The organism is Streptomyces roseicoloratus (assembly GCF_004117935.1).
Taxonomy (GTDB): Bacteria; Actinomycetota; Actinomycetes; order Streptomycetales; family Streptomycetaceae; genus Streptomyces; species Streptomyces roseicoloratus.
On sequence record NZ_SDOY01000140.1, the window covers coordinates 98,645 to 124,726 of the forward strand.

General features: G+C 74.0%; 23 protein-coding genes. 16 read left to right on the plus strand and 7 right to left on the minus strand.

What is annotated here, in order from left to right:
* The first annotated feature begins 24 nt into the window (after positions 1-24).
* Entirely contained in the window at positions 25-1,404 is a 1,380-nt protein-coding gene (locus ESG85_RS22275) for a nicotinate phosphoribosyltransferase (RefSeq protein WP_128981989.1), read from the plus strand.
* A 182-nt stretch (positions 1,405-1,586) separates the two neighbouring features.
* On the opposite strand, the gene ESG85_RS22280 is transcribed toward ESG85_RS22275, so the two are convergent.
* Complete coding sequence (locus ESG85_RS22280) at positions 1,587-2,762, minus strand: FUSC family protein (RefSeq protein WP_128982043.1); 1,176 nt, start codon at positions 2,760-2,762, stop codon at positions 1,587-1,589.
* Between the two features lie 278 nt (positions 2,763-3,040).
* On the opposite strand from ESG85_RS22280, the gene ESG85_RS22285 reads away from it, so the two are divergent.
* Together ESG85_RS22285 and ESG85_RS22290 are read left to right on the plus strand one after the other, a co-directional pair.
* A complete protein-coding gene (locus ESG85_RS22285) occupies positions 3,041-3,865 on the plus strand; it encodes a class E sortase (protein ID WP_246095216.1) in 825 nt (274 codons plus the stop codon).
* A gap of 125 nt (positions 3,866-3,990) precedes the next feature.
* On the plus strand, positions 3,991-4,185 hold the full coding sequence (locus ESG85_RS22290) for a CsbD family protein (protein ID WP_219825212.1): 195 nt from the start codon (positions 3,991-3,993) through the stop codon (positions 4,183-4,185).
* 136 nt (positions 4,186-4,321) lie between these two features.
* Here the strand turns inward: ESG85_RS22290 and ESG85_RS22295 are convergent, their stop codons facing one another.
* Complete coding sequence (locus tag ESG85_RS22295) at positions 4,322-5,365, minus strand: inosamine-phosphate amidinotransferase 1 (RefSeq protein WP_128981991.1); 1,044 nt, start codon at positions 5,363-5,365, stop codon at positions 4,322-4,324.
* A gap of 488 nt (positions 5,366-5,853) precedes the next feature.
* On the opposite strand from ESG85_RS22295, the gene ESG85_RS22300 reads away from it, so the two are divergent.
* On the plus strand, positions 5,854-6,504 hold the full coding sequence (locus tag ESG85_RS22300; protein ID WP_128981993.1) for a response regulator: 651 nt from the start codon (positions 5,854-5,856) through the stop codon (positions 6,502-6,504).
* A gap of 54 nt (positions 6,505-6,558) precedes the next feature.
* On the opposite strand, the gene ESG85_RS22305 is transcribed toward ESG85_RS22300, so the two are convergent.
* The 5 genes from ESG85_RS22305 to ESG85_RS22325 are packed head-to-tail and all read right to left on the minus strand — an operon-like array spanning position 6,559 to position 14,961.
* Complete coding sequence (locus ESG85_RS22305; protein ID WP_128981995.1) at positions 6,559-7,692, minus strand: acyl-CoA dehydrogenase family protein; 1,134 nt, start codon at positions 7,690-7,692, stop codon at positions 6,559-6,561.
* A 1-nt stretch (position 7,693) separates the two neighbouring features.
* On the minus strand, positions 7,694-8,848 hold the full coding sequence (locus tag ESG85_RS22310) for an acyl-CoA dehydrogenase family protein (RefSeq protein ID WP_128981997.1): 1,155 nt from the start codon (positions 8,846-8,848) through the stop codon (positions 7,694-7,696).
* A gap of 10 nt (positions 8,849-8,858) precedes the next feature.
* Complete coding sequence (locus tag ESG85_RS22315; RefSeq protein ID WP_219825213.1) at positions 8,859-12,965, minus strand: non-ribosomal peptide synthetase; 4,107 nt, start codon at positions 12,963-12,965, stop codon at positions 8,859-8,861.
* Complete coding sequence (locus ESG85_RS22320) at positions 12,962-14,086, minus strand: M20/M25/M40 family metallo-hydrolase (protein ID WP_128981999.1); 1,125 nt, start codon at positions 14,084-14,086, stop codon at positions 12,962-12,964. The genes ESG85_RS22315 and ESG85_RS22320 overlap by 4 nt, the downstream gene beginning before the upstream one ends.
* Positions 14,083-14,961: a RimK family alpha-L-glutamate ligase gene (locus ESG85_RS22325; protein WP_128982001.1), complete on the minus strand. Its 879-nt coding sequence runs from the start codon at positions 14,959-14,961 to the stop codon at positions 14,083-14,085. The genes ESG85_RS22320 and ESG85_RS22325 overlap by 4 nt, the downstream gene beginning before the upstream one ends.
* Positions 14,962-15,247: 286 nt before the next feature.
* Here ESG85_RS22325 and ESG85_RS22330 point away from each other — a divergent pair, with 286 nt between their 5' ends.
* The 12 genes from ESG85_RS22330 to ESG85_RS22385 all read left to right on the plus strand — a co-directional run bounded on the left by ESG85_RS22330 (position 15,248) and on the right by ESG85_RS22385 (position 26,050).
* Positions 15,248-15,979, plus strand: coding sequence for a sulfotransferase-like domain-containing protein (locus tag ESG85_RS22330; protein WP_128982003.1), 732 nt, complete (start codon positions 15,248-15,250; stop codon positions 15,977-15,979).
* 151 nt (positions 15,980-16,130) lie between these two features.
* A complete protein-coding gene (locus ESG85_RS22335) occupies positions 16,131-16,724 on the plus strand; it encodes a hypothetical protein (RefSeq protein WP_246095217.1) in 594 nt (197 codons plus the stop codon).
* Positions 16,721-17,773, plus strand: a complete 1,053-nt coding sequence (locus ESG85_RS22340) for a BtrH N-terminal domain-containing protein (protein ID WP_128982005.1) — start codon at positions 16,721-16,723, stop codon at positions 17,771-17,773. Before ESG85_RS22335 ends, ESG85_RS22340 begins: the two co-directional genes overlap by 4 nt.
* A 43-nt stretch (positions 17,774-17,816) precedes the next feature.
* Entirely contained in the window at positions 17,817-19,112 is a 1,296-nt protein-coding gene (locus ESG85_RS22345; RefSeq protein WP_128982007.1) for a DegT/DnrJ/EryC1/StrS family aminotransferase, read from the plus strand.
* A complete protein-coding gene (locus tag ESG85_RS22350) occupies positions 19,109-19,954 on the plus strand; it encodes a transketolase (RefSeq protein ID WP_128982009.1) in 846 nt (281 codons plus the stop codon). Before ESG85_RS22345 ends, ESG85_RS22350 begins: the two co-directional genes overlap by 4 nt.
* The gene (locus ESG85_RS22355; RefSeq protein ID WP_128982011.1) at positions 19,951-20,919 is read left to right on the plus strand and encodes a transketolase family protein; all 969 of its coding nucleotides are present in this window, start codon (positions 19,951-19,953) and stop codon (positions 20,917-20,919) included. Before ESG85_RS22350 ends, ESG85_RS22355 begins: the two co-directional genes overlap by 4 nt.
* Before the next feature lie 186 nt (positions 20,920-21,105).
* Entirely contained in the window at positions 21,106-21,285 is a 180-nt protein-coding gene (gene lysW / locus ESG85_RS22360; protein WP_128982013.1) for a lysine biosynthesis protein LysW, read from the plus strand.
* Positions 21,282-22,307, plus strand: a complete 1,026-nt coding sequence (gene argC, locus ESG85_RS22365) for an N-acetyl-gamma-glutamyl-phosphate reductase (RefSeq protein ID WP_128982015.1) — start codon at positions 21,282-21,284, stop codon at positions 22,305-22,307. Before lysW ends, argC begins: the two co-directional genes overlap by 4 nt.
* Before the next feature lie 20 nt (positions 22,308-22,327).
* On the plus strand, positions 22,328-23,200 hold the full coding sequence (locus tag ESG85_RS22370) for a [LysW]-aminoadipate kinase (protein ID WP_128982016.1): 873 nt from the start codon (positions 22,328-22,330) through the stop codon (positions 23,198-23,200).
* Complete coding sequence (gene cysC, locus ESG85_RS22375; protein WP_128982018.1) at positions 23,197-23,760, plus strand: adenylyl-sulfate kinase; 564 nt, start codon at positions 23,197-23,199, stop codon at positions 23,758-23,760. The genes ESG85_RS22370 and cysC overlap by 4 nt, the downstream gene beginning before the upstream one ends.
* Before the next feature lie 41 nt (positions 23,761-23,801).
* Complete coding sequence (gene cysD / locus ESG85_RS22380; protein WP_128982020.1) at positions 23,802-24,722, plus strand: sulfate adenylyltransferase subunit CysD; 921 nt, start codon at positions 23,802-23,804, stop codon at positions 24,720-24,722.
* Positions 24,723-24,724: 2 nt separating this feature from the next.
* Positions 24,725-26,050 (plus strand): sulfate adenylyltransferase subunit 1, encoded by a 1,326-nt coding sequence (locus ESG85_RS22385; RefSeq protein WP_128982022.1) that lies wholly within the window; start codon positions 24,725-24,727, stop codon positions 26,048-26,050.
* Positions 26,051-26,082 lie beyond the last annotated feature (32 nt).

Here is a 26,082-nt window from a genome sequence, read left to right on the forward strand (position 1 = left end):
CGCGGGGCCGCGCATGCTCGAAGCATGTCCGAGGTCACGACCACCGACCTGTACGAGGTCACGATGGCGCTCTCGTACCTGCGCGAGGACATGCGGGCCCCGGCCACGTTCAGCCTCTTCGTGCGCGAGCTGCCGCCAGGACGCGGCTACCTCGTCGCCGCCGGGCTCGAGCCGGCCCTCGACCTGCTGGCCCGGTTCCGCCTGGGCCGCGCCGACCTGCAGGAGTTCGCCGACGTGCTGCGGCGGCCCGTCGAGGACCTCGAACCGCTGCGCGGCCTCTCCTTCGACGGAGAGGTCCGGGCGGTTCCCGAGGGACGCCTCGTGTTCGCCGGGGAGCCGCTCCTGGAGGTCACCGCGCCGCTGCCGCAGGCCCAGCTCGTCGAGACGTACCTGCTGTCGCTGGTCTGCCACCAGACCGCGGTGGCCTCCAAGGCCGCCCGATGCGTCCTGGCGAGCGGCGGACGGCCGGTCGTCGACTTCTCCCTGCGCCGGTCGCACGGACCCGAGGCGGGCACGCGGACGGCGCGCGTGGGCGCGCTCGTCGGCTTCGCCGGGACCAGCAACGTCGCCGCGGCCCGCCGCTACGGCATCCCGGCCGCCGGCACCATGGCCCACTCGTACGTCGAGGCCTTCCCCTCCGAGGAAGCCGCGTTCCGGGCCTTCGCCCGGACCCACCCCGGCCCGGTGACCTTCCTGGTGGACACGTACGACACCGAGCGCGGCGTGGCCACGGCGGCGCGGGTCCTGAAGGACCTCGGACTCGGCCCCGGCTGCGGGATCCGCCTCGACAGCGGTGACCTGGGCGCGCTGGCCCGGCGGGCCCGCGCCCTGCTCGACGCGGCGGGGCTCGCGGAGGTACGGATCATCGCGAGCGGCGGCCTGGACGAGTACGCCGTCGACCGGCTGGTGCGGGAGGGGGCGCCGATCGACGCGTACGCCGTGGGGACGAAGGTCGGCACGGCCGCGGACGCCCCGTACCTGGACGCCGCCTACAAGCTGGTCGAGTACGACGGCCGGCCGGTCATGAAGCTGTCGGCCGCGAAGGTGACCGCGCCGGGCCCCAAGCAGGTCTTCCGCGGCCCCGGGCTGCGCGACGTCATCGGCCTCGCCAACGAGGAGCCGCCCCCGGGTACGGAACCGCTGCTCAGGACGGTGATGCGCGGCGGGCTGCGGACGGAACCGCCGGACACCCCGGCGGCCGCCCGCGCCCGCTTCGAGGCCGACGCCGCCGCGCTCCCCGAGGAGGCCCGGCGGGTGACGGACCCGGTGGCGCCGGTGCCGTCGGCGTCGACCAGGCTGACGGTCCTGACGACGGTCGTGCGCCACCGGATCGAGGGACGCACCGGCGCCGGCGGGCGGAGGGACGACGGTGGGGCGGACGGGACACGGGCGGGCCTGGACTGAGACCCGGTTCCGGGCGATCGCGGGGGCGGCGGTGAGGAATGGCTCCCGGCGGCGGCCCCAGGCGGGCCTTCTGCGGCGGCGCCGAGGCGCGCTCTTGCGGCGGGTTCGCGCCGCCGCGCGGCGGCAGGCGGGTTCCCCGGCCGGTGGCCACGGATACCGCGGCCCGGCGGCCGCGCGGCGTTTCAGGCGCGGCCGGGGCGGCCGAGGCGGTAGCGGGAGGTGAGACGGCGGCGGCGTTCGCGGCTTGCCCGGGTGTGCCGGTCGAGTTCCTCCATCAGGCGTCGGCCGCGGTGCTCGGGGTCGAGTTCGTCCAGGACGCGGTCGATCTCGGCGAGCATCGCTCCGTACAGCTGCCAGTGGCCCGGCTCGCGCAGCGCGGAGGCGAGGAGGAGGCGGGCGGCGCGGTCGCGGCAGGTGCGGGCGGCGCGGAGCTCGCCCGCGAGCCGGGTCTCGGCCGGTTCGGCGGCCTCGCTGCCGGAGGCGGTGACGAGGACGGCGTAGCTGACGAAGGCGTCGGCGGTGTGCTGTGCCGTCTCCTGCACGGCGAGGGCGGTCGGTCCGGGCAGCAGCTCCTGGCCGGACCGCTGCTTCGCCAGGTCGGTGAGGGTGCGGGTGAGGACCCGCAGCACGACGGCGCAGATCTCCAGCGTGTCGAGGCCGGTGCGCAGCACGATGCGGTGCAGCAGGCCCTCCTTGACGCGCGGATTGAGCCGCAGGCTGTCCTCGGCGGTGCGCAGCGCGGCGTCCACCTCGGCCACGTCGTTGTCGAGCCGCCGTGCCTCGTGCAGCCGGGCCGCGGCGCGCCCGACGTGGGGTGCGCCGCCGAACTCCTCGGCCGCCTCCAGCAGGAGCCTGCGCATCCTCCGGGCCAGGTCCTCGATGGAGTCGCCCGCGGTCTCCACCCACACGGGCGGGGCGAGGACCAGGTTGAACAGCATGCCGACGACGGCACCGATCAGCGTCTCCAGGACCCGGTCCCAGGCGGTGTCGGCGACCTGGGTGACGCCGAGCACCAGCATCGCGCTGATGGCGACCTCCGGGATGAACTCCTCGACCCGCACCAGCCGCCCCACGAGGAGGGACGCCAGGATGACGAGCGCGAGGCTCCACCAGGAGAGTCCGACGAGCACGCTGAACGCGATGGCGATGAGCACGCCCACGACGACGGAGTTCACCCGGCGCAGGCTCGTGGTGAGCGTGGAGTACAGCGTGACCTGGACGACCAGCAGCGCCGTCAGCGGCGCGGTGAGCGGCGCCGGCTCGCTGCTGAGCTGGAGCGCCACGACGTACGACAGCGTCGCCGCCGCCGTCGACCGCACCGTCTGCACGGTGAACGGGTCGCGCCGCAGCCGTTCCAGCCGGTTCCTGGCCGCTTCCCGCCGGGCGCCCCACCTGCTGCGTCGCGTCACGTGTTCCTCGCCTCGCTCCCGGTCACCGGCCACCGGCCCGCCCGGACCTGCCGTCCGGCTCGACCGTGCCACCCCGGCCGCGCCGGGGCACGCCCGGCACGCCGTGCGCGCGGTCGCCCGAGACCGTGCCTTCGCGGATCCGGGGCTGACCTTCGCGGCCCGTGGCCGTAGCGTGGAAGGGTCGGATTCCCGCACACCGGGGTGATCAAGCAAGGCGGTCTGGCTCCATGACCCGTTCCCGTCGTACCCGTACGGGCGTCGCCGCGGCCCTCGCGGCTGCGGTTCTCGGCGCGGGGGCGGGCGCGCTGACGGGCTGCACGCCGACGGACCTCGCGGGGCCGGGTTCCGGGCCGGGGTCGTCCGTCACACCGCCCGCGACGGCGCCGGCGGCTCCGCCCGTGGCCGTGACGCCCGTGGTGCCTCCCTCGCCGCCGGGGCCGGTGAGCCCCGCGACCGCCCCGGCGGCGTCGACTCCGCCGGCCTCCGTGGCGCGCCCGGCGCCGCCCGCACCCCCGGCTCCCTCGGAGACCGCGGTGCGGCCGCCCGTCGCCGAGCTGGACATACCGTCGATAGGGGTCGACGACCTGCGGGTCGTCCCGTACGAGGGCACGACCGACGACCGCCCCGGCACCCGGATACAGGACCGCGGCATCGCGGCCAGCCCGTACGGGAAGCGGGGCGGGGTGGGTCCGGGAGACGTCGGGAACTACCTGGTGACGGCGCACCGCCTGTCCGCGGGGGGACCGCTGCGCGAGCTGCCCGACGTCGACGTGGGCGACAAGGTGCTCGTGACGGCCGAGGGCCGGGTCTACGAGTACCGCATCACCGACACCCGCTCGACCTCCTTCCGCTCGGCCCGCTCCCTGGCCGAGCAGCGTGCCCCGGTGCCGGGTTCTCCCGGCGAGCGCCCCACCCAGGCCATGATCACGCTCTCCACCTGCGCGACGCCGGAGGACGACGCCGCAGGCAACACCTGGCGCGACGCCCAGGGCAATCCCGAGCACCGGATCGACAAGGTCGGCGTCCTGGTCTCGGTCCGGCCGGGCCCGTAGCGCGCCTGCGGTCCGGGCGCGTGCGGCGCGCGCCGCCGGGACCCTCGCGCGGGTGCGGCGGGCGCATCAATCCCGGTGGACGGGGCAACCGCGGTGGAGAACCCGCTTCCGAGAGGAGTCTCGTGATGGCCATGCGCAAGGGCTCGGTCCAGAAGGGCAAGGGCAAGATCAAGGAAACCGCCGGCAAGGCGACGGGCAACGAGCGGATGGAGATGGAGGGCAAGGCCGAGAAGATGGAGGGCAAGGCCCGCGAGGGCGCGGAGTCGGCGCGTGACACCGCCCGGAAGGCCCGGGACGCGATGAAGCGCCGTACGTCCTAGCCGCCGCCCTCGGCGTGATGCCACCCCAGGCCGTGTCCTCCGGGACGCGGCCTGGGGCCGTCCGGCGGTCGGGCCCGGACCGCCCCCGGGCCGTCTCCACCGGATCCGGGCCGGGTCCGCGATCCGGAGGAATCGGCTAACGGTACGTCGCGAGCTCGCCCTTGCGGCGGACGTCGAGCGTCACGCAGTGGAAGCCGCCGCCGAGCGTCCTGGAGTGGGTCAGCTGCGCCGGGATCACTTCCACGGCGTGCCGCTCGAGCTCCTTGATCAGACCGGTCTGGCGCTTGTCCACGATCGCCTTGCCGGGCGCGACCACCAGGAAGTTCATCCCGATCCACACGGAGGACTTCGGGTGGTCTCCGACGAAGCCGGTGTCCACGAGTTCCGGGCAGACGATCCGGTCCCAGCCCCGCAGGAACTCGGGCATGTTGTCGTCGTTGACGCGGGACGGGTTCACCAGGACCAGGCCGGGCCGCAGCGGAACGATCGTCGAGTCGATGTGGGTGGAGGTGTACAGGCCCTCGCAGGCGTGCACCGTGTACGTGTCGCCGAGCGCCGCCTGCAGCCAGCGCGCGCCCATCTTGTTGCCGCTGTCGGAGACCTGGTAGAGTAGGTCGGTGCCGAACCTGAGGACGTTCGCCGCGTCGAAGACCGGCTCCAGGTCCCGCAGCCGCTCTCCGGGCGGTGCGGTCGGCTCGTACAGGTCGTCGGTCAGCCGGGGCTTGGGCGCCGACAGCCAGCGGGCGCCGCTCTCCAGGTACTCGATGAAGAGGTCCTTGTAGGCGAAGCCTTCGAGGAAGCGGGAGCGCAGCACCATCGGTGACTCGATGAGCGAGGTGCCGACCGTGAGGAAGCCGTCCCGGGGGCAGTAGTCGTAGAAGCCGTCGGTGCTCCAGTCGGGGGTCGAGACGGTCGACTTGTGGTCCCGGCCGCCGGGCCGGCGCACCTTCACGCCGAGGCCGGTGAGGATGTCCACCAGCTCGTCGAGCTCGGCCTCGGTCCGCTCGACGACATGGCCCGGATAGGGGCCGGAGGGGATCCGCTGCGGGTCGTCCGCCTTCTCCGGGTACTCGACGGCGACCAGGCTCCGGTCCGGGACCGGCACCCGTGCGCCTGCCATGGTCCCGACCACGATCTCTTCGAGCGGATCCCATTCGGTGTGCACGTCGACGAGGCTCATCGGGGGGTCTTTCCTCTCTTCGGAGGTCAGGGCGAGCCGACTCAAACACGCTGCGGTCGAGGCGGTCAACATGCCAAGGTCATATTGGTCAAGTGTGGCGCTGTGCAGGGAAGTTGACCTTGTGGAGACCTGTGGGTGACGGCCGGAAGGGGCTGCTTGACACTCGATCAAGGCGTGGATTAGAACCTCATGGGCCCGCTCCACAACTCCAGAGAACCGCAGCTGCCCATGGCTCCATGGGCACGATCCGTCGCAGGAACAGAGCCGTCCGATCCGACTCAGCTTTGGCGCGTTCACGACCCACGTCCGTGTCGCCCCGTCCCCGGTGTGGACACCGGAGCGGCCGCCCGCGCAGGCTGGAGACGAACCAGCCTCGCGGTCCGTACCAGGAGGCGACGAGGTGCACGACAACGCTGTCCGACACCGCCTGAGATCCAGGCACAGGGCAGCCGACAGACTTCCACCTACACCCCCACCAAGGCGGAAAAGTGACCATTCGTGTACTCATCTGCGACGAACTGCCGGTCATCGGCGACGGCTTACGCACCCTGCTCGACGCCGTGCCCGACCTCGACGTGATCGGCACGACCGACAACGGCATGGAGGCCATCGTCCTGGTGCGCACCAAACGCCCGGACGTGATAGTCACGGATCTCAGCCTGCGGACCATCGACGGACTGGAGATGATCCGCAGGCTCGGCAAGGAGGAGACGCGGCCGAACATCGTCGTGTTCACCCGGTCCGACACCGACAAGACGGTCAGCGACGTGCTGCACGCCGGCGCGAGCTGCCTGCTCGGCAAGGACGCCAGCCCGCAGGAACTGGTCACCGCGATCCGGGCGGCGGCGGCCGGCCGGACGATGCTCGCACCGGACATCGCGCACCGCCTGGTCACGTGGTTCCGCGAGCAGCCGGACACCCCGGAGTCGGCGCCGCACCCGGAGGTCACCGAACTGACCCCGAGGGAGCGGGAGGTGACCCAGATGGTGGCACGGGGCATGTCGACCGAGGAGGTGGCCCGTGAGCTCACCATCGGCGTCGCCACCGTACGCACCCACCTCTACCGGGTGCGCACCAAGCTCGGCGTCCGCGACCGCGCCCAACTCGTGTCGCTCGCCTATCAGTCCGGCCTGATGTAGGTCGATGCACCCGGTCCCCGGCCGGGTCGCCCCCCCGGCGCCGGAAGAAGCGCCCTAGGACCGCTCGGGCCGGCCCGCCGCCACGGTGGTGCGCCCCGCGTCGTTCTCCCCGGCGGCGCGCCGGGCCAGGTCGAGGCGGGCGGCGCCGGCCAGTCGCCACAGTGCGGCGGGCTCGCCGTACCGGTTCGACTCGGCCGCGGCCAGCCGGAAGTGGCGGTGCAGGCCGAGCTCCGACGTCATCGCCCGTACGCCGCAGCTCTGCATGCACAGCCGTACGACGTCGCGCGCGGTCTCGGCGGCCGTCGCGAGCGCCACGACGGGCGCCGTACCGACGGCTCCGGCACCGAGGGCCTCGGCACCGGTGCCTTCGTCGGTCCGGTCCCCCGCGGTGTCGACCAGCCAGGCACCGCGGTACACCGCCGCCCTCGTCGCCCGCAGCGCCACCGTGGCGCGCGCCAGCGGGAAGGCCACCGCCGGCAGGTCGCGCAGCCGGGTGTCGAACTGCCGGCGGGTGCCGGCGTGGCGCACCGCGATCCGGTGGGCGCCGTCGGCGATGCCGAGGAGATAGGCGGCCTGTCGGAGCCGGGCCCGCGCGAGCGGTCCGGCCGGTGCCTCGGCCGGACCGCCGACGACGTCCGCCGTGCCGACCGGGGTGGCGTCGAGGCGGACGACGGGCGGCCAGCACGTGCCGTCGACGCGGACGCCGGGCGCGCCGGCCGGTACGGCGACGAGCACGGGGCCGGCGTCGGTCCGGGTGGCGACGAGCAGGGGCCGTCCGGCGTCCGGGGCGTCGACGGTGGCCGTGCCGCTCAGCTCCCAGCCGCCGTCGCGCGGGCTCGCGGTGATCCCGGTGCCGGCCGGCAGCGCTTCGAGTCCGGCCAGTGCCGCGCCCGCCGGGCCGCCGGTGTCGGCGGCGAGCGCGTCGGCCCGGTACGGGTTGCCGCGGGCCGCGCGGCCGAGTTCCTCGCTGACGAGCACGCCGGCCGTCAGCCCGAGGCCGAGGCCGCCGGCCGCGGCGGGCCGTTCGAAGGCGGTCGCTTCCAGCCGGTCGAGCACCGCCCGCGCGGGCCCGGAAGGTCCGTCGGTCACCGGCGCGCCCTGCACCTCGGGCCGCGGGGGGACGGCGGCGAGCGCCCCGCGCAGGGCCTTGCGCAGCTGCACGAGCAGCGGATCGGGGGTGAGGTCCATGTCAGCGCTTCTCCTGTCCGATGGAGTCGAACGCGGCGGCGATGATCTGCAGCATCACCTCGGAGGTTCCCGCCGACAGGGTGAGCCCGGGGGCCTCGCGGAGGGCGGAGTCCAGGATCGCGGCGGCCCTGGTGCGGTCGGCCCGCTGCCGGGGGCTCGGGATGTCGGCGGCCCACGCGGCGACGCTCTGGGCGAGTTCGCTGCTGTGGTACTTGGCGACGGCGGCGGCGACCTCGTCGACGCGGTCGTCGGCGATCCCGGTGATCACCTCCCAGGCGAGGGCGTGGTCGGCGAGGAGCGCGCCGTCCCAGCGGCCGATCCGTTCCAGGTGGGCCTCGTGCGGATCGCCGGGGGCCTGGTCGACCAGGGCTTCGAGGGCGGCGTCCAGCCAGTGCTCGGCCTTGAGGTGGTAGTCGAGGCCGGTGCGTTCGATGGCCAGGGCCTGGTTGAGCAGCGGCCATCCCTGGTCGCGTGCGCCGATGAGGTCGTCGCCGGACACCGCGACGGCGTCGAGCTCGACGTGGTGGAACTGTTCGTCGTTGACGCTGGGGATGACGTGCACGGTGACGCCGGGGGCGTTCATGTCGACCAGGAACAGGCTGATGCCCTGGTACTTGCCGGTTCCCGGGGTCGTACGGGCGGCGCACAGGCCGAGGTCGACGAAGCGGGTCTTCAGGCTGAACACCTTGGTGCCGGTGATGCGGTAGCCGTCTCCGTCGGGTTCGGCCACGGTCCGCAGGGCACCGAGGTCGGAGCCGGCGTCGGGTTCGGTGTACAGGACGGAGCCGAAGCGCTCGCCGCTCGCCAGGGCGGGCAGGTGCCGACGCTTCTGCTCGGCGCTGCCGGCCATGAGGAGGAACTGGCCGATGATCTGGATGGTGTTGACGTGCAGGGTGTCCGGCACGTCGGCGCGCACCAGCTCCTCGGCGACGATCGCGGCGTCGGTGAGCGGCCGGCCCGATCCCCCGTACTCGGCCGGCCAGTGCACGGCCAGCAGTCCGAGCTTGCCGAGCAGGCGGTACAGCGGCCGCTGGTCCGGCTCGACGCCGTCCACGGGGGTGGCGTCCGCGATCGCGGCGCGCACCTCGGCGGTGCGCAGTGCCGTGCGCACGTCCGCCCGGAACCGTTGTTGTTCCTCGGTGAATCCGAAGCGCATGGGCGTCTCCTCAGCTGGCGAGTGTGCGTTCGATCGCGGCGGCGATCCGGCCGAGCGCCGGTTCCGTGAACAGCGTGTAGTGGTCGCCGGGCAGTTCGGCGGCCCGGAAGGGGCCGGTGCAGGCGCTGCGCCACTCGGCCTCGACGGCGGCGTGGTTCGAGGCGGTGAGCAGCGTGACGGGTCCGCCGTACGGGGTGGGCGGGCGGTACTCCTGCTGTGCCAGGGCGCAGGCCCGGAAGGTGGCGTAGCGGGCGGCCAGCTCCGCGTCGTCGAGTTCGGGTGCGACGCCGAGCGAGGTCAGGATCTCCCTGAGGTCGGCCCGGCCGGCCGCCGGGTCGTCGAGCACCGCGCGTACGGCCGGTCCGTCCTGGCCGGCCAGCCGGGCGACGTCGTGCACGAACCGCTGCCGTACCGTCCGTTCGTCGAGCGGGACGAGGTCCTCGTCGTAGGAGGCGTCGAGGAGGACCACCGGTGGCCGCGCCCCGGTGTCCCGTTCCAGCTGACGGGCGACCTCGAAGGCGAGGACGCCGCCGTAGGACCAGCCGGCCAGGCAGAACGCGTCGGGCGGGCCCGGGGTGGCGAGCGCCCGGGCGATCCGGGCGGCGGTCGCCGTCACGCCTTCCTCGGGTGGCAGGGCGGCGTCGCGCGGGTCGGCGGCGAAGCCGGCCACGCCGATGCCCTCGCCGAGGGCCCTGACCAGCGGTACGTAGCAGAAGAGTTCGCCGCCGGAGGGGTGCAGCAGGACGACCCGCGCCGGGGCGGGCGGGCGCATCAGCGCCGGGGCCCGGTCGCCGGTCGCCGCGGCGCCGCTGTGCCGGTCCCGCCGCTCGGCCGGGCCGGCCAGGTGGTCGAGCGGATCGTCGTCCGTGGTGCGGCGGGCGGCCCGGACGGCGTCGACGGTGGCGGCGAGGTGGGCGACGGTGGGCGAGGTGAAGAAGTCGCCGAGCGCGATCTCCACGCCGAACCTGCGGGTGATGGCGGACATCAGCTGGGCGGCCTGGAGGCTGTTGCCGCCGGCCAGGAAGAAGTCGTCGTGGACGCCGAGCCGGGCGTTGCGCAGCAGCGGGCCGAGGACGTCGTGCAGCAGGACCCGCTCGGTGGCGGTGCGGGGTGCGTCGCCCGCGCCGTCGCCGCCCGCCTTCGGGTCGGGCGCGGGGAGCCTGCGCCAGTCGACCTTGCCGCTGCTGGTGAGCGGGAGTTCGTCGAGGACGACGAAGTACGAGGGGATCATGTACGAGGGCAGGACGGTGCCGAGCTGTTCGCGTACCGAGGGCAGCCGTTCCTCGGTGATGCCCGTCAGGTAGGCGACGAGGTGCTTGTCGCCGGTGTCGTCGGTCCAGGGCCGCGCGGTGACCTGTCCGATGCCGTCGACGCCGGCCAGCGCCGACTCGACCTCGCCGAGTTCGATCCGCAGGCCGCGGATCTTGACCTGCTGGTCGATCCGGCCGAGGAAGACGAGGCGGCCGTCGGGCAGCCGTTTGACCAGGTCTCCGGTGCGGTAGAGGCGTCCGCCCGGCGCGGTGCCGAACGGGTCGGCGACGAACTTCTCCGCGGTCAGCTCGTCCCGGTCGAGGTAGCCGCGGGCCAGTCCGGCGCCGCCGATGACGAGTTCGCCGGGCACGCCGACCGGTACGGGGCGCAGGTCGCGGTCCAGGACGTGCGCGACGTGGTTGGTCATGGGCAGGCCGATCGGCGGTGAGGTGTCCCAGGTGCCCGGGCACTCCTCGACGATCATGGTGACCGTGCACTCGGTCGGGCCGTAGCCGTTGAACAGCCGCCGGCCCGGGTTCCACCGGTTCACCAGCTCGCCGCTGAAGGCCTCGCCGCCGACGAAGGCGATCCGCAGGTCGGTGAACTTCTCCGGGGCGAGCAGCGGCATGACCGTCGGCGGCAGGTCGATGACGGTGATGCCGGCGCGTTCCATCAGCGACTGGAGCCGGTCGATGGAGAGCCGTTCGCCGTCGGTGGCCAGGACGAGCCGTGCGCCGGTGAGCAGCGCGGAGAAGGTCTCGAACACGGAGACGTCGAAGGTGACGGAGGCGAAGCCGAGCACGCGGTCGGCCGGTGTGAGGTCGAACAGCTCCTGGGCGGAGTCGATGAAGTTGACCACGCCGCGGTGTTCGAGGAGGACGCCCTTGGGCCGTCCGGTGCTGCCGGAGGTGTAGATGACGTACGCGAGGTCGCCGGGTTCCGCCGCGAGCGGCGGGTTCGTGGCGGGCAGCGCCGCGAGTTCGGCGCGGACCTCGTCCAGGATCACGACGGGCGCGGTGACGGCGCCGACGGTGGCGGCGACCTCGGCGTGGGCGATCACGGTGTGCAGGCCCGAGTCGGCGGCGATCTCCGCGACGCGTGCGGGCGGGTGGGCCGGGTCGAGCGGGACGTAGGCCGCGCCGGTCTTGAGGACGGCGAGCACGGCCGTGGTCAGGTCGGCGTTCCTGCGCAGGCACAGGCCGATCCGTGCGCCGGGCGCGGCGCCGCGTTCGCGCAGCAGGGCGGCGAGCCGGTTGGCGCGGGCGTTGAGTTCGGCGTAGCTCGTGGTGACGTCCTCGACGACGAGGGCCACGGCGTCGGGGGCCTCCTGGACGCGGGCCTCGAACTGCTCGACGACGGTCGTCTCGCGGACGGGGCGCACGGGTCCGCTGCCGACGCGGGCGAGGAACTCCTTGTCCTCGGCGCTGAGCACGTCGGCCGCGGACAGCGGGGCGTCGGGGGCGGTGGTGAGGGTGCGCAGCAGTCCCTCGTAGTGCCGGGCGAAGCGGGCGACGCTGTCGTCGTCGAAGAGGTGGGCGTTGTACGCGATGTGCAGGACGGCGTCGGTGCCGGGCCGGGCCGGCTCGGCGAGGGTCCAGCTCATGTCGTGGCGGGAGGTGTCGGCGGGGACGTCCTCCCGGGTGGTGGCCAGGCCGGGCAGCGCCGGCGGCGCGCCGGCGTCCCCGCGTGCGAACACGACGGGGAAGAGCGGTGCGCGCGCGAGGTCGCGGGCCGGGTCGACGGCGTCGACGAGCTCGGGGAACGGCAGTCCGCCGTGGTCGTGCGCCGCCGCGATCACGCGGCCGACCCGCCGGACCAGTTCGCGGAAGGTCGGGTCGCCGGTGAGGTCGCCGCGCAGCACGGTCGTGTCGGCGAACCGGCCGATCACGCGCGACACGGCCGCGTGCCGGCGGTTGGCGTCGGGCGCTCCGACGACCAGGTCCTCCAGGCCCGAGTAGCGGTGCAGCAGGACGAGGAAGGCGGCGAGGTGGACGTCGTACGGTGTCGCCGCCTCCTCGCGGGCGAGGTTCCTGGCCCGTTCCAGGGCCTCGTGGCCGATCGTGAAGCCGCGGGCGCCACCGGCGTAGGTCGGCGTGTCGCCGCGCGGCCGGTCGGTGGGGAGCTCCAGGACCTCGGCGCCGGCGAGCGTGTCGCGCCAGTGGCCGGCCAGCCGGTCGCGCTCGGCGCCGTCGAGACGGTCGTTCTGCCACACGGCGTGGTCCGGGTACTGCACCGGCAGGACGGGCAGCCGGGGGGTGTCGCCGTCCTTCGACGCCCGGTAGGCCTCGGCGAGCTCGCCGGCCAGGAGGTCGAGCGACCGCTCGTCGCACACCAGGCGGTGCGCGGCGAACAGGAACAGGTGGTCGTCGGGCGCGACGCGGACGAGCAGCGCGCGCCACAGCGGCGCCCGGCCGGTGTCGAAGGGGGTCGCGGTCCGTTCCGCCACGAGCGCCCGGGCGGCGGCGAGCCGCTGTCCGTGGTCGTCGCCGGGGGCTTCGACGAGCGGCAGCTGGACGCGGACCTCGGGGGCGACGACCTGCACGGGACCGCCCTCGCGCGTCACGACGGCGGTGCGCAGCGCCTCGTGCCGGGCCACGACCGCGGCCAGCGCCGTGCGCAGGGCGCCGGGGTCGAGGTCGCCGCGCAGCCGCAGGCACAGCGGCAGCGCCGTGGCGGGGCCGTCGGCCGCCGGACGGCCGGGGTCCCCCAGGGTCCGCTGCGCGGACGACAGCGGTGCGGGTCCGGTGTTCCCGCGCGGTGTCGGGCCCTGTGCCGCCGCGTCCTCCACCGTCGCCCTCAGCAGGGCGAGGAAGCGCGCGCGGCGCTCCTCGGGCAGCGCGGCGAGACGCCGGCTCAGTCCGGTCAACGGAGGCTCCCTTCGGACAGCGGCGCGCCGGTGACCTGCTCGTCCGTACGGACGGGGAGGTCCGACAGCTCCGAGATGGCGTGGGACAGGACGTCGATGCCGCGCAGGAAGTCGGACAGCACGATGTGCTCGGTGTCGGCGTGGTCGAGCCTGCTGTCGCCCGGGCCGTAGGTGGCCATGGGGATGTCCCAGACCTCGGCGAGGGTGTTCATGTCGGAGGTGGCCGTCTTGACCACCAGCCGGGGCTGGGCGTGCACCTTGCGGATGCCGGAGACGAGTGCGCGGACGGCCGGGTTGGAGCGGTCGGCGCGGCAGGCCTCCACCGCGTTCAGCACCTCCAGCCGGCCCGCGGGCAGCCGTTCGCGCAGGCCGGTCACGAGGCCTTCGGTGTCGAACCCGGGCGGGGTGCGGACGCTGAGGTCCACGGTCGCCGAGGTGAGGTCGGCGTTGACCTGGACGAGCGTCGCGCCGGGCTTGGCGAAGGCGTCGTGGCCGGCGTCGGGCCCGAGCAGGTCGAGCAGCGCGTTCCAGGACTCCACGGCCAGTTCGGACGCCTTGGGTTCCGGGTTGCTCGGGTGGGTGGCGGGACAGGTGACGGTGTAGCGCAGGTCGAGCTTGCCCTTGTAGCCGATCACGACGCTCGACCAGCCGCTGGGCTCGCCGACGATGAGCGCGTCGGGCCGGTCGTGGGTGGCGCGGATCGCCATCGCGCCGCGGGACTTGGGGGTCTCCTCCTCGACGACGCCGATGACGACGATCCGGCCGGGGAAGTCGGCCGCGCTGGCCGCGGCGCAGATCATCGCGGCCAGCGGTCCCTTGGCGTCGACGGCGCCCCGGCCGTACAGCCGGCCGTCCTCGGAGCGGACCGGGACCTGGCCGGGGACGGTGTCGAGGTGGCCGAGCAGCATCAGGGTCGGTCCGTCGCCGCGTTCGATGACGCCGATGACGTTGCCGACGGTGTCGATGTGGGCCCGGAAGCCCAGGTCCGCCATGGCCTCGGCCAGGTGGTCCGCCAGAGCGCGCTCCTGGTAGGACGAGGAGGGAATCTCCAGCATGCCGCGCAGCAGCCCGACGGCCCAGGTCTCGGTGACGTGGCCGGACGACGTGAATGCCCAGTTCATCGTTGCGCTCGCTTCCCGAGGTGTTCGACGATGCGGTCCGCGACGTCGACGCGGTCGCCGAGGGCGGACTGGAAACCGGAGAACTCGACCCGGTGGTTGACCTCGAGGACGAGCAGCCTGCCGTCGCGGTCCTCGATCAGGTCGACGCCGGCGATGTCGGCGCCGACGGCGGCGGCGGCCTCGACCGCCAGCCCGGTGAGCTCCGGTGTCGTCTCGCACGGCAGGGTCCTGCCGCCGAGCGCCACGTTGGTACGGGTCGACTCGCCGGTCCGGTAGACGGCTCCGAGGAGTTCGCCGCCGACGACGACGGCCCTGATGTCCCGGCCGGGCTTGTCGACGAGCTCCTGCACGTACACGAGGTGCGACTGCGGGCTCGGCAGCGCGCCGACGTATTCGAGCACGCCCTCCGCGGCGGCGCGGTCGTGCAGGGGGACGATCAGCCGGCCCCAGGAGCCGACCAGCGGCTTGATCAGTGCCGGGTAGCCGAGGGAGTCGAGGGCCGCCAGCGCGGCCTGCGGGGTGAGGGCGAGCGTGGTGCGCGGGATCGGCAGGCCGGCCGTCCGGAGGGCCAGCGTGGTGCGCCACTTGTCGCCGCAGACCTCGGTCGCGTCGGCGCTGTTGACCACCTCGGCGCCGGCCGCGGTGAGGCAGCGGGCGGCGTACGCCGCGCGGGCCTGGCCGATCTCCCGGTTCAGGACGAGGCTCCAGGGCAGGGCGCGCCGCCCGGCCGGGAACCACTGCGCGCGCGTGTCGACGTGGTCGAAGGCGACGCCGCGCCGGTCGAACGCGTCGAACAGCCGTTTCTCGTCCGCGCCGACCCTGCTGGCGAGTACGGCGATCCCGCCGCCGCCGGGGTGCTCTGCTGTCGCTGACACGTGACCTCCGTAGTAGGACCACTGGTGGACCGGACGGCACGACCGGTCTGCCGCGTCGCACGGACGTTACGGGCGCGCGGGCACCGCGCGCGTCCGCGACAAGTTCAACGGCGGGGACGCGTCGCGTTTACTTCGCGCTCCTCCGGCTGCTCATTTCGCTTACCCGGACCGGGCGTCCCCCGTGTCACGCTGGTCGGGATTCCGGTCGGCGGCCGCGGAGTTCACCGTGCGCTTTCCTTCCGGTTTCGGTTTCACACCCGGGCGGGGCCAGAGCGAAGGGGAAACCGTGGACCACGAATCCCAGGGGATACCGGTACTCGCGCTGTGGAGCGCGCCGCGATCCCGTTCCACCGCTTTCGCGCGGATGATGGCGGAGCGGGGAGACCGGGTCGTCGTGCACGAACCGTTCTCCCAGGTGGTCGACTTCGGCGAGGTGAAAGTCGGCGAACGGGTCGCGCGCAGCGAGCGGGACGTGCTCGCGGAACTGCGCGGACTCGCGGCCCGGCAGCCGGTGTTCTTCAAGGACACGACGGACTTCGCCTATCCGGCGCTGCTCGCCGACGAGGCCTTCCTGGCGGCGGCGACGCACACGTTCATCATCCGCCACCCGGCGGAGGCCATCGCCTCGCACCACAAGCTCAACCCGGACCTGGGCCGCGACGAGATCGGCTTCGCCCGGCTGCACGGGATCTTCGCCGCCGTGCGGGCCGCCACCGGCGTCACGCCGGTGGTGGTGGACTCGGACGACCTGCTCGACCGGCCGGCCGAGACCGTGCGGGCGTACTGCGACGCGGTGGGCATCCCCTTCGTGCCGGAGGCGCTGAACTGGCAGCCGGGCATGCGCGCGGAGTGGGAGGCGACCAGCCGCTGGCACGAGTCGACCAGCAGGACCGCCGGCTTCACCCGCGGCTCCGGCCGCGGTGCCGAGGCGGTCGAGGCGGACCCGGTGCTGCGGGCGCACCGCGATTACCACATGCCGTTCTACGAGGAGCTGCGCGCCGTCGCGCTCCGCCCGTGAAACGTCCCGCCGGTACGGGCCCGCCGGGATTGCCCGGCGCGCGATCCGGAACGCCGATTCCCGGCATTCGAGGTCGGCACGGTGGAGACAAGAACGCGGATCAGCGGACCTGTTCGGGAAACCCGGACGGCATTCCAGTGAGGGGGATCAGGTGACGGACACGCCGGTTTCTTCCGCCATGACCCGGCTGTGCGATCCGGTCGACATTTCCGGCCATCGCAACAACACCGCGGTCTCGGCGGCGACGGACACCAAGGCGGGCCGTTTCAACGTCTGGGGGAACTCTTTCGCCGCCGAGTACCTGCCCGCGGGCGGCAGTCTCGTGCACGTCGCCGGCGTCCCCTTCCGGTTCCCTCCGGTCTGCGACGGTCCCGACAACGTGCGGTGCGAGGGCCAGTTCCTGGAGGTGCCGGAGGGCCGCTACGACTGGGTGCACGTCCTCGCGGCCTCGGAGCGGCGCTGCGAGGACACCGTCGGGATGCACTTCGCCGACGGCGCGGTCGACGCGGAACCGCTGCGGGTCTCCGACTTCTGGGCGGCGCCCGCCTGGTTCGGCGAGGTCAGGGCCTTCGAGAGCCTCGTCATGCACTACCCCCACCATGTGCAGCGGAACGTCTCCGCGCTGATGTGGGCGCAGCGGGTGCCGGTCACCCGGCGGGCCGGTCTGACCGGCGTCCGGCTGCCCCGCAACATCGCGGTGCACGTCTTCGCGGTCACCCTGCAGCGGACGGAGGCCGGGGCGTGACGAGCGACGTGACGGCGAGGACGTACATGATCACCGGGCCGGAGCCCGAGCTGTGGTACCGCGACCCGGTCAGCTGTCTGCAGTCCACGTTCGGCGCGGTCGTGGCCCGGGCGGGTGCCGACCCGCTGGCCGTGCTCGGCGCGGGCTGGCGGTTCCTGCACCTGCCGGGCGACGTCAGGTCCGAGGAGTTCTACTACCCGTGCCCGCCCGACGCCGCCGGCGAGACCGACCTCGGCGCCGCGCTGGCACCGCACCACGAGCTGCACGCGCGCTGGTGGCAGCCCGCCGACGAGGACGACGTGTGGCGCGAGGTGCGGGAGAGCCTCGCCGGGGACCGGCCGGTGATCGCCGCGGTGGACAACTTCCACCTGCCGTTCCGGCCCGCGTACAGCGACGTGCACGCGGCCCACCTGGTGGTCGTCTACGGCCTGGACGAGGTCCGCGGCGTCGTGTACGTCTCCGACGCGATGCCGCCCGCCTTCCGCGGTGCCGTACCGGTCGAGGCGTTCCTGCGCAGCTGGGGTTCGGCGAACCCGACCGACCACCAGGACGCGTTCTTCAGCGACTCGCGGATCGGCCGGCGCTGCCTCGACGTGCGGCTCGACGCCGTACCGCCGCCGCTGACCCCCGAGGCGCTGGGCGGTTTCCTCCGCACCGACGTCGAACTCTTCACCACCGAGGGCCCCGCCCGTACCGGTCTCGCGGGACTCGACGCGTTCGCCCGGGAACTCACCGGCCGCTGCCACGCCGGCGACGTCGACGCGCTGCGCGAGCTGTACGCGTTCGGCTGGGGCATGCAGGCGCAGGCCGCCCTCCACGGCGAACTGCTGCGCCGCTGCGGCCACTTCTGGGGCGACCCGGAGCTGGCCGGCGCCGGACGCGCGGTCGAGGCCGTCGCCCACGCGTGGACCGGGCTGCGGATCACCGGCGCCCACGGCCTCGACGACCCCCGCGCGTCCGCGGCCGACATCGCGCACCACGCCACCGTGCTGCGTACCCGGTACGCCACCGCCGTCGACGCCGTCGGCGCGGCGGCGACCCGCCTGTGACCGCGCCCCGTCCGACCACCGTGACCATGTCGAGAGGACAGTGATGAGCAAGCTGGCAGCGTTCGGCGGTACCGCGGCCGTGCCGAGGGACCGGCGCCACGTGGACTGGCCGCTGGTCGAGGACGAGGACCGCAAGGCCGTCCTCGACGCGCTCGACGGCGCCAGGCTGGTGTCGAACTCGGACGGTGCGAACCCGGTCTCCACCCTGGAGGAGCGCTGGGCGCGGCGGTTCGGCCACGAGCACTGCGTCGCGGTGTCCACCGGCACCGCCGCGCTCTCCCTCGCGCTGGCCGCGCTGGGGGTCGGGCCGGGCGACGAGGTGATCGTGCCGGCGATGAGCTTCATCGCGACCGGGCTCGCGCCGGTGCACCAGATGGCCGTCCCGGTGTTCGCCGACGTCGACCCGGTCACGTTCAACATCGACCCGGACGACGTCGAGCGCCGCATCACCGACCGGACCAGGGCGATCATCCCGGTGCACCTGCACGGGGCGCCCGCCGACATGGACCGGATCACCGACGTCGCCCGCCGGCACGGTTTGGCCGTGGTCGAGGACGCGGCGCAGGCGCCCGGCGCGACGCACCGCGGGCGGCCGGTCGGCTCGATCGGCGAGGCGGGCGCGTTCAGCCTCCAGGCCACGAAGAACATCCCCACCTGCGGCGAGGGCGGGCTCCTGGTGACCGGTGACGCCGGTCTGGCCGAAGCCGTGCGCAAGGGCAGGCAGTTCGGCGAGGTGATCGAGGCCGGCCGGGACCGCGACTACATCTCGTACGGCCTCGGCTGGAACCACAAGATGAACGCCCTGCAGGCCGCGTTCACCGACGCCCAGCTCGCCCGGTTCGACGCCTACGAGGACATGCGGCAGCGCAACGTCGCCGAGTTCCTCGGCCGGCTCGCGCAGCTGCCCGGTCTGCGGGTGCCGACCGCGCTGCCGGACACCACCCACGCCTGGCACATCCTGCGGTTCCGCTTCGACCCGGCCGCGTTCGGTCTCGACGGCGTACGGCCGGAGGCGCTGCGCTCGGCACTGCGGCGGCTGCTGCGCGCCGAGGGCGTGCCGATGTCGCAGTACCAGCTCATGCCGCTGCCGGACCAGAAGGTGTTCGTCGACCGGGTCGGCTTCGGCTCGGGCTATCCGTGGGCCGTGACCGACGCGCCGGCACCGGTGAAGGGCGAGGGCTACCCGGTGGCCCGCGCGGTCATCGCCGACTCGCTGACCCTGCAGAAGCGTCATCTCCACCCGGGTTCGGGCGAGTTGCTGCGCCTGTACGCGGACGCGTTCGAGAAGGTGTGGGCCCACCGTGACATGGTGGCGACCCTGGCGGGGGCCCGGTCATGAGCGCCGCCCAGGCTCCGGCGCTCGACTCCCTGGAGACCGTCGCCGGACGGATCCGCTCGCACGTCGTCGACATGTGCGCGGGGCCGGAGGGCGGTCACCTCGGCGGCGCCTTCTCGGCGACCGAGGTGCTCACCGCGCTGTACTTCTCGGTGATGAACGTGGACCCGGAGCGGCCGGACGACCCCGACCGCGACCGCTTCCTGCTCAGCAAGGGCCACGCGGCCGTCGCCCTGTACGCGACGCTGGCCGAGCGGGGCTTCCTGCCGGCCGCGGAACTCGCGACGTACGGGCGGCCGGGCAGCCGGCTGATGGGCCATCCGGTGCGCGCCGTGCCCGGCGTGGAGCTGCCGACCGGCTCGCTGGGCCACGGTCTCGCGCTGGCCTGCGGTTTCGCGCTCGCCCACCGGTACGCGGGCCGGGACGCGCGCAGCTTCGTGCTGCTCGGCGACGGCGAGCTGCAGGAGGGTTCGGTGTGGGAGGCGGCGATCGCCGCCGCGTCGCTGGGCCTGGACCGGCTGGTCGCCGTGGTGGACCGCAACGGGCTGCAACTGACCGGCTCCACCGAGCGGATCGCCCCGATGGAACCGCTGGCCGACCGCTGGCGGGCGTTCGGCTGGTCGGTGCGCGAGGCGGACGGCCACGACGCGGACGGCCTGGCGGAGCACCTGTCCGCCGCCCCGTGGGAGCCGGGCCGACCGAGCGTGCTCATCGCCCGCACGGTGAAGGGCCACGGGCTCCCGTTCCTCGCCGGACGGGCGGCCGGCCACTACGTGACGCTGTCGCCGCGCAACCACGCGCGGGCGACGGCCGCGCTCCGGACGACCGGGGAGGCCGCACGATGAGCCGCGCGACCCGGGAGGCCTACCGGGACTCCCTCCTGTCGCTGCTCGACCGGAACCCCGCCCTGATGTGCCTGGACAGCGACACGGGTCTGTTCAGCGCGGACCACGCGGCGGCGGCCGGCGAGCAGTACCTCAACCTCGGCATCGCCGAGCACAACCTGATGGGAATCGCCGCCGGGATGGCGGCGTGCGGGCGGATGCCGTTCGTCAACACGATGGCGGCGTTCGCCACGTCCCGCGCCCTGGAACCCATCAAGATCGACATCGCCTACAACCGGCTGCCCGTGCGGATCATGGCCACCCACGGCGGTCTCGCCGCGGGCCATCTCGGCCCGACCCACCAGGCGCTCGAAGACCTCGCCGTGATGCGGACCCTGCCGGGCATGACCGTGGTCGTGCCCGCCGACGCCGCCGCCACGGAGGCGTTCGTCGAGCAGAGCCTGGACCTGCCGGGGCCGCTCTACGTCCGGCTGGGCCGCAAGCCGTCGCCCGCGCTGCCGGAGACCGCTCCTCCCCCGGTCATCGGCAGGGCGCAGACGCTGCGCCGGGGCGACGACGTGGTGCTCGCGTGCTGCGGTCCGTACCCGGTGCTCGCCTGCCTCGAAGCGGCGGACACCCTCGCCGGACTCGGCGTCGAGGCCACAGTCCTGAACCTGCACACGCTGCGGCCGTTCGACACGGCGGCGCTCGTGGCGGCGGCGGGGCCGGCCAGGCTGGTCGTGACGCTGGAGGAGCACTGGCGTGGCGGCGGCCTCGGCGGCGCGGTGGCCGAGGCGCTGGCGGAGGAGGCGCCCACGCGCGTGCTGCGGCTGGGCGTGCCCGACCGGTTCGTGGACGAGGTCGGCAACCAGGAGCACCTCGTCGCGCACTACGGCCTCACGGCGGAACGGCTCGTCAGGACGGTCCGCACCGCGCTCGACACGAGGGCCGTCGGCCCGACGGCCCTCGCCGGAACCGCCCCCTGAGGCACCACCGACCACCGACCCACCCCCCACCACCGGTTCGCCCCACCACCACCGGTTCACCCCCCACACAGCGTCACCTCCCTCCCCCACACGGCACCACCGCGACACCACCGAGAAAGCACCACCGATAGGCACCACCGATACGGCACCACCGAGAAGCATCACCGACCCGGAAGGACACCACCGATGACGACGGCAACGACCCAGGCCTGCCCCGAGTGCGAGGACGAGGTGCAGCTGAGCCCGTCCGTGCGGCTCAACGAGATCGTGGAGTGCGCCGGCTGCCGCAGCGAGCTGGAGATCGTGGCGCTGAGCCCGGCCGTGCTCGCCCTCGCGCCCGAGGTCGAAGAGGACTGGGGCGAGTGATCCGCGTCGCGGTCGTCGGCGCGGCCGGCTACATCGGCGGGGAGCTGCTGCGCCTCCTCATCGGCCATCCCGAGGTCGAGGTGGCGCACGCGGTGTCCTCCCGGTTCCCCGGCAAGCGCGTCGACGGCGTCCACCCGAACCTGCGGTCCGCCACCGACCTGCTGTTCTCCACGGCCGACGAGGTGGAGGAGTGCGACGTGGTCTTCCTCGCCACGCCGCACCGCGCCGCCATGACCCAGATGGAACGCTGGACGGGACAGGCCAAGCAGGTCTTCGACCTCACCGGGGACTTCCGGCTCGACGACCCCGAGGTCTTCCGCCGCTACTACGGCACCGAGCACGCCGCGCCGCACCTCCTGGGCGACTTCGTGCCCGGCATCCCGGAGCTGTACCGGGACCGGCTGCGCACGGCCGACCTGGTCAGCGTGCCCGGCTGCATGGCGGTGGCGGGCGTGCTCGCCCTCCACCCGCTCGCCGTGGAGAGCCTGATCGAGCCGCGGGCCCAGTTCGACGCGCGCACCGGCTCCAGCGGTTCCGGCGCCACCGCGGGCGAGGCCAACCTCCATGCCGAACGCAGCGGCGCCATGCGGGTGTTCGCGCCCACCGGGCACCGGCACGAGGCGGAGATCTCCCGGCACCTGGGCATCTCGGCCGCGATGACGGCGACCGGGGTCGAGGCGGTGCGCGGCGTGCAGACCGTCTGCCACGCCACGCTGCGCCCCGGCGTGGGCAAGTCGGAGGTGCGCAGGGCGTTCCGCGAGCACTACCGGGACGAGCCGTTCGTCCGGGTCGTGGCCCACCAGCGCGGCACGTTCCGCTATCCGGAGCCGAAGATCCTGCTCGGGTCGAACTTCTGCGACGTCGGCTTCGCCGTCGACGAGGAGGCCGGCCGGCTGGTGACCATCGCGGCGCTGGACAACCTGATGAAGGGCGGCGCGGGCAACGCGGTCCAGTGCCTGAACATCCGCATGGGCTGGCCGGAGAACCTCGGCCTGTCCTTCCCCGGCCTGCATCCCGCCTGAGCACGCTGACTGGAGACACCGTGACCACCAGACCGCTGACCGTCGTCAAGTGCGGCGGCAACCCGGCCGTCGACGCCGCGGGCGTCTGCGCCGACGTCGCCGGGCTCGTCCGGGCCGGGGAATCCGTCCTCCTGGTGCACGGCGGCTCGGCGGAGATCGCCCGGCTGGCCGGGAGGCTCGGCGTGCCGCAGCGCCGGCTGGTCGCCCCGGACAACGTGTCCACCAGGTACACCGACCCGGCGACCCTCGAAGTGGTCGTCCTCGCCCTGGCCGGTGCGGTCAAGCCGAAGATGGTCGCCGAGCTGACCCGGCTCGGCGTCCCCTCGGTCGGCCTCACCGGCCTCGACGGCGGCATGCTGCGCGCCCGCCGCAAGGCCGCCGTCCGGTCCGTCGTGGACGGCAGGACGACACTGGTCCGGGACAACCTCAGCGGCCGGCTGAGCGAGGTCCGCACCGAACTGCCGCGCACCCTGCTGCGGTCCGGTTTCGTGCCGGTGGTGTCGCCCCCGGCGACGGACGAGCACGGACAACCGGTGAACGTCGACGCCGACCGGGTCGCGGCGGGCCTGGCGGCGGCACTCGGCGCCGACCGCCTGGTGCTGCTGACCGGCGCACCGGGCGTGCTCGCCGACCCCGACGACCCCACCAGCCTGCTCGACCGCTTCGAGGTGCCGCCGAGCGGGGCGCCCGGCCGGTTCGCCGGCGGGGGCATGGCGCTCAAACTCGTCGCCGCGCGCGAGGCCCTGGCCGGCGGCGTCGGGTCGGTGCGCATCGCGGACGGGCGGGTGCCGGACCCGGTCAGCCGGGCCCTGGCCGGATCCGGCACGACGGTAACCATGACGAGCGCGGAACCGGCCGGCGCCGGACCGCGCGAGAGGGAGCACCGAACATGAGCCAACCGAACGGCGAACCGGCCGTGTGGCAGGGCGGGACGGTCTGGCTGACCGGACTGCCCAGCGCGGGCAAGACCACGCTCGCCCTGGGCCTGGCCGAACGGCTGCGCGCCGAAGGGCACCGCGTCCAGGTGCTCGACGGCGACGAGGTCCGGGCGGCGCTGTCCGCGGAACTGGGCTTCTCCAAGGAGGACCGGGACACCAACGTGCGGCGCATCGGCTATGTCGCCGGGCTGCTCGCCGCGCACGGCGTCACCGTCCTGGTGCCCGTCATCGCCCCGTACGCGGTGTCCCGCGCGGCGGTGCGGGAACGGCACGCGGCGCAGGGCGTCCCGTACGTCGAGGTGCACGTGGCGACGCCGGTGGAGCGGTGCGCCGACCGCGACGTGAAGGGTCTCTACGCCCGGCAGGCGGCCGGCGGACTCCGGGGCCTCACCGGTGTGGACGACCCCTACGAGGCGCCGGTCGACCCCGATCTCCGCCTGGACACCGAGGACCGTACGGTCGAGCAGTCCGTCCTGCGGCTGCGCGCGCTGCTCGCCGCGCGGGGACTGTCGTGACCGCCGTGGCGCGGGCCGCGCGCGACGACGCGCCCGGACGCGTGAGCCCACAGCCGGCCCCGGTGGTACCCGGGCTGTCCCACCTGGAGCTGCTGGAGACCGAGGCGGCGCACATCTTCCGCGAGGTGGCCGGCGAGTTCGACCGAGCGACGCTGCTGTTCTCCGGCGGCAAGGACTCGATCGTCATGCTGCACGTGGCGCTCAAGGCCTTCGCTCCGGCGCCGCTGCCGTTCTCGCTGCTGCACGTGGACACCGGGCACAACTTCCCCGAGGTGATCGACTACCGGGACCGGATCGTCGAGAAGCACGGCCTCCGTCTCGACGTGGCGTCCGTGCAGGCGTACGTCGACGACGGCCGGCTCCGCGAGCGCCCCGACGGCACCCGCAACCCCCTCCAGACCGTGCCGCTGCTCGACGCCATCCGTGACGGCCGCTACGGCGCCGTGTTCGGCGGCGGGCGGCGCGACGAGGAGAAGGCGCGGGCCAAGGAACGGGTGTTCAGCCTGCGCGACGAGTTCGGCGCCTGGGATCCGCGCCGGCAGCGGCCGGAGCTGTGGCAGCTGTACAACGGCCGTCACGAGCCGGGCGAACACGTGCGCGTGTTCCCGCTGTCCAACTGGACCGAACTGGACGTGTGGCAGTACATCGAGCACGAGGGCATCGAGCTGCCGGAGATCTACTTCGCGCACCGGCGCGAGGTGTTCCGGCGCGACGGCATGTGGCTGACGGCCGGCGACTGGGGCGGCCCGCGGGACGACGAGCCGGTGACCGAGCGGCTGATCCGCTACCGCACGGTCGGCGACATGTCCTGCACCGGAGCGGTCGACTCCTCGGCCTCGACCGTGGCCGCCGTGATCGCCGAGATCGCGGCGAGCCGCGTGACCGAGCGCGGCGCGAGCCGGGCCGACGACCGGCTGTCCGAGGCCGCCATGGAGGACCGCAAGCGAGAAGGGTACTTCTAGACATGTCAACGGACGTTGCGGAGGCGGAGGTCCGGTCCGGCGCGTCCCGGCCGCTCTCGGGCGGCCTGCTGCGCCTGGCCACCTGCGGGTCGGTCGACGACGGCAAGTCCACGCTGGTCGGACGGCTCCTGTACGACACCAAGTCGGTGCTCGCCGACCAGATGGAGGCCATCGAGGAGGCGTCCCGGCGGCGCGGGCAGGACGGCCCCGACCTGGCGCTGCTCACCGACGGCCTGCGGTCCGAGCGCGAGCAGGGCATCACGATCGACGTGGCCTACCGCTACTTCGCGACGCCCCGGCGGCGGTTCATCCTCGCGGACACCCCCGGTCACGTGCAGTACACCCGCAACATGGTGACCGGTGCCTCCACCGCCGACCTCGCCGTGATCCTGGTCGACGCGCGCAACGGCATCGTGGACCAGACGATGCGGCACTGCGCCGTCACGGCCCTGCTGCGCGTCCCGCACGTCGTCCTCGCGGTGAACAAGATGGACGCCGTCGGCTACGAGGAGTCCGTCTTCACCGCCATCGCGGACGAGTTCACCGCCCGGGCCCGTGCGCTCGGCATCGACGGCGTCGTCGCCATCCCGATGTCGGCGCTGGCCGGGGACAACGTGGTCACGCCGTCGGCCGCGATGGACTGGTACGACGGCGAGACGCTGCTGTCCCACCTGGAGAACGTGCGGGTCGGCGCGGAACCGGCGCGGATGCCGCTGCGGCTGCCCGTGCAGTACGTGATCCGGCAGCCCTCCGGCGACCGGCAGGCGGTGGAGCGCTGGGCGGCCGGACAGCTGGCCTCCGGGCGGCTCGCGGTCGGCGACCGCGTCGTCGTGCAGCCGGCCGGCACGGCCAGCACGGTCGTCGAGCTCAGTGTGCTCGGCAGGAGTGCCGACGCCGCCTGGGCGCCGCAGTCGGTCGCGGTCCGCCTCGCCGACGACCTCGACGTCGCCAGGGGTGCCCTGCTCACGGCCGGCTCCGCCCCCGATCCGGTACGGCGGCTCACCGCCACCGTCTGCCACCTCGACCCGCGCCCGCTGCGTCCTCGGCAGCGCGTGCTGCTCAAGCACACCACCAGGACCGTGCCGGCCGTGGTCGAGGAGATCGCGTACCGCACGGACGTCGCCGTCGCCGGCCGGCTGCCGTGCGAGGACGGCCTGTCCGCCAATGACATCGGCGGCGTGCGGATCCTCACCGCCGAGCCGCTCGTCCTCGACGACTACGCCGACAACCGGCGCACCGGATCGTTCCTGCTGATCGACCCGCAGGACGGGGCGACGCTCAGCGCCGGCATGGTCGACGCGAGGCCGGAGCGGCCGTCCCGCTCGTGACCCACCCGCGCGGGTGGCCCGCCGGGCCGGCC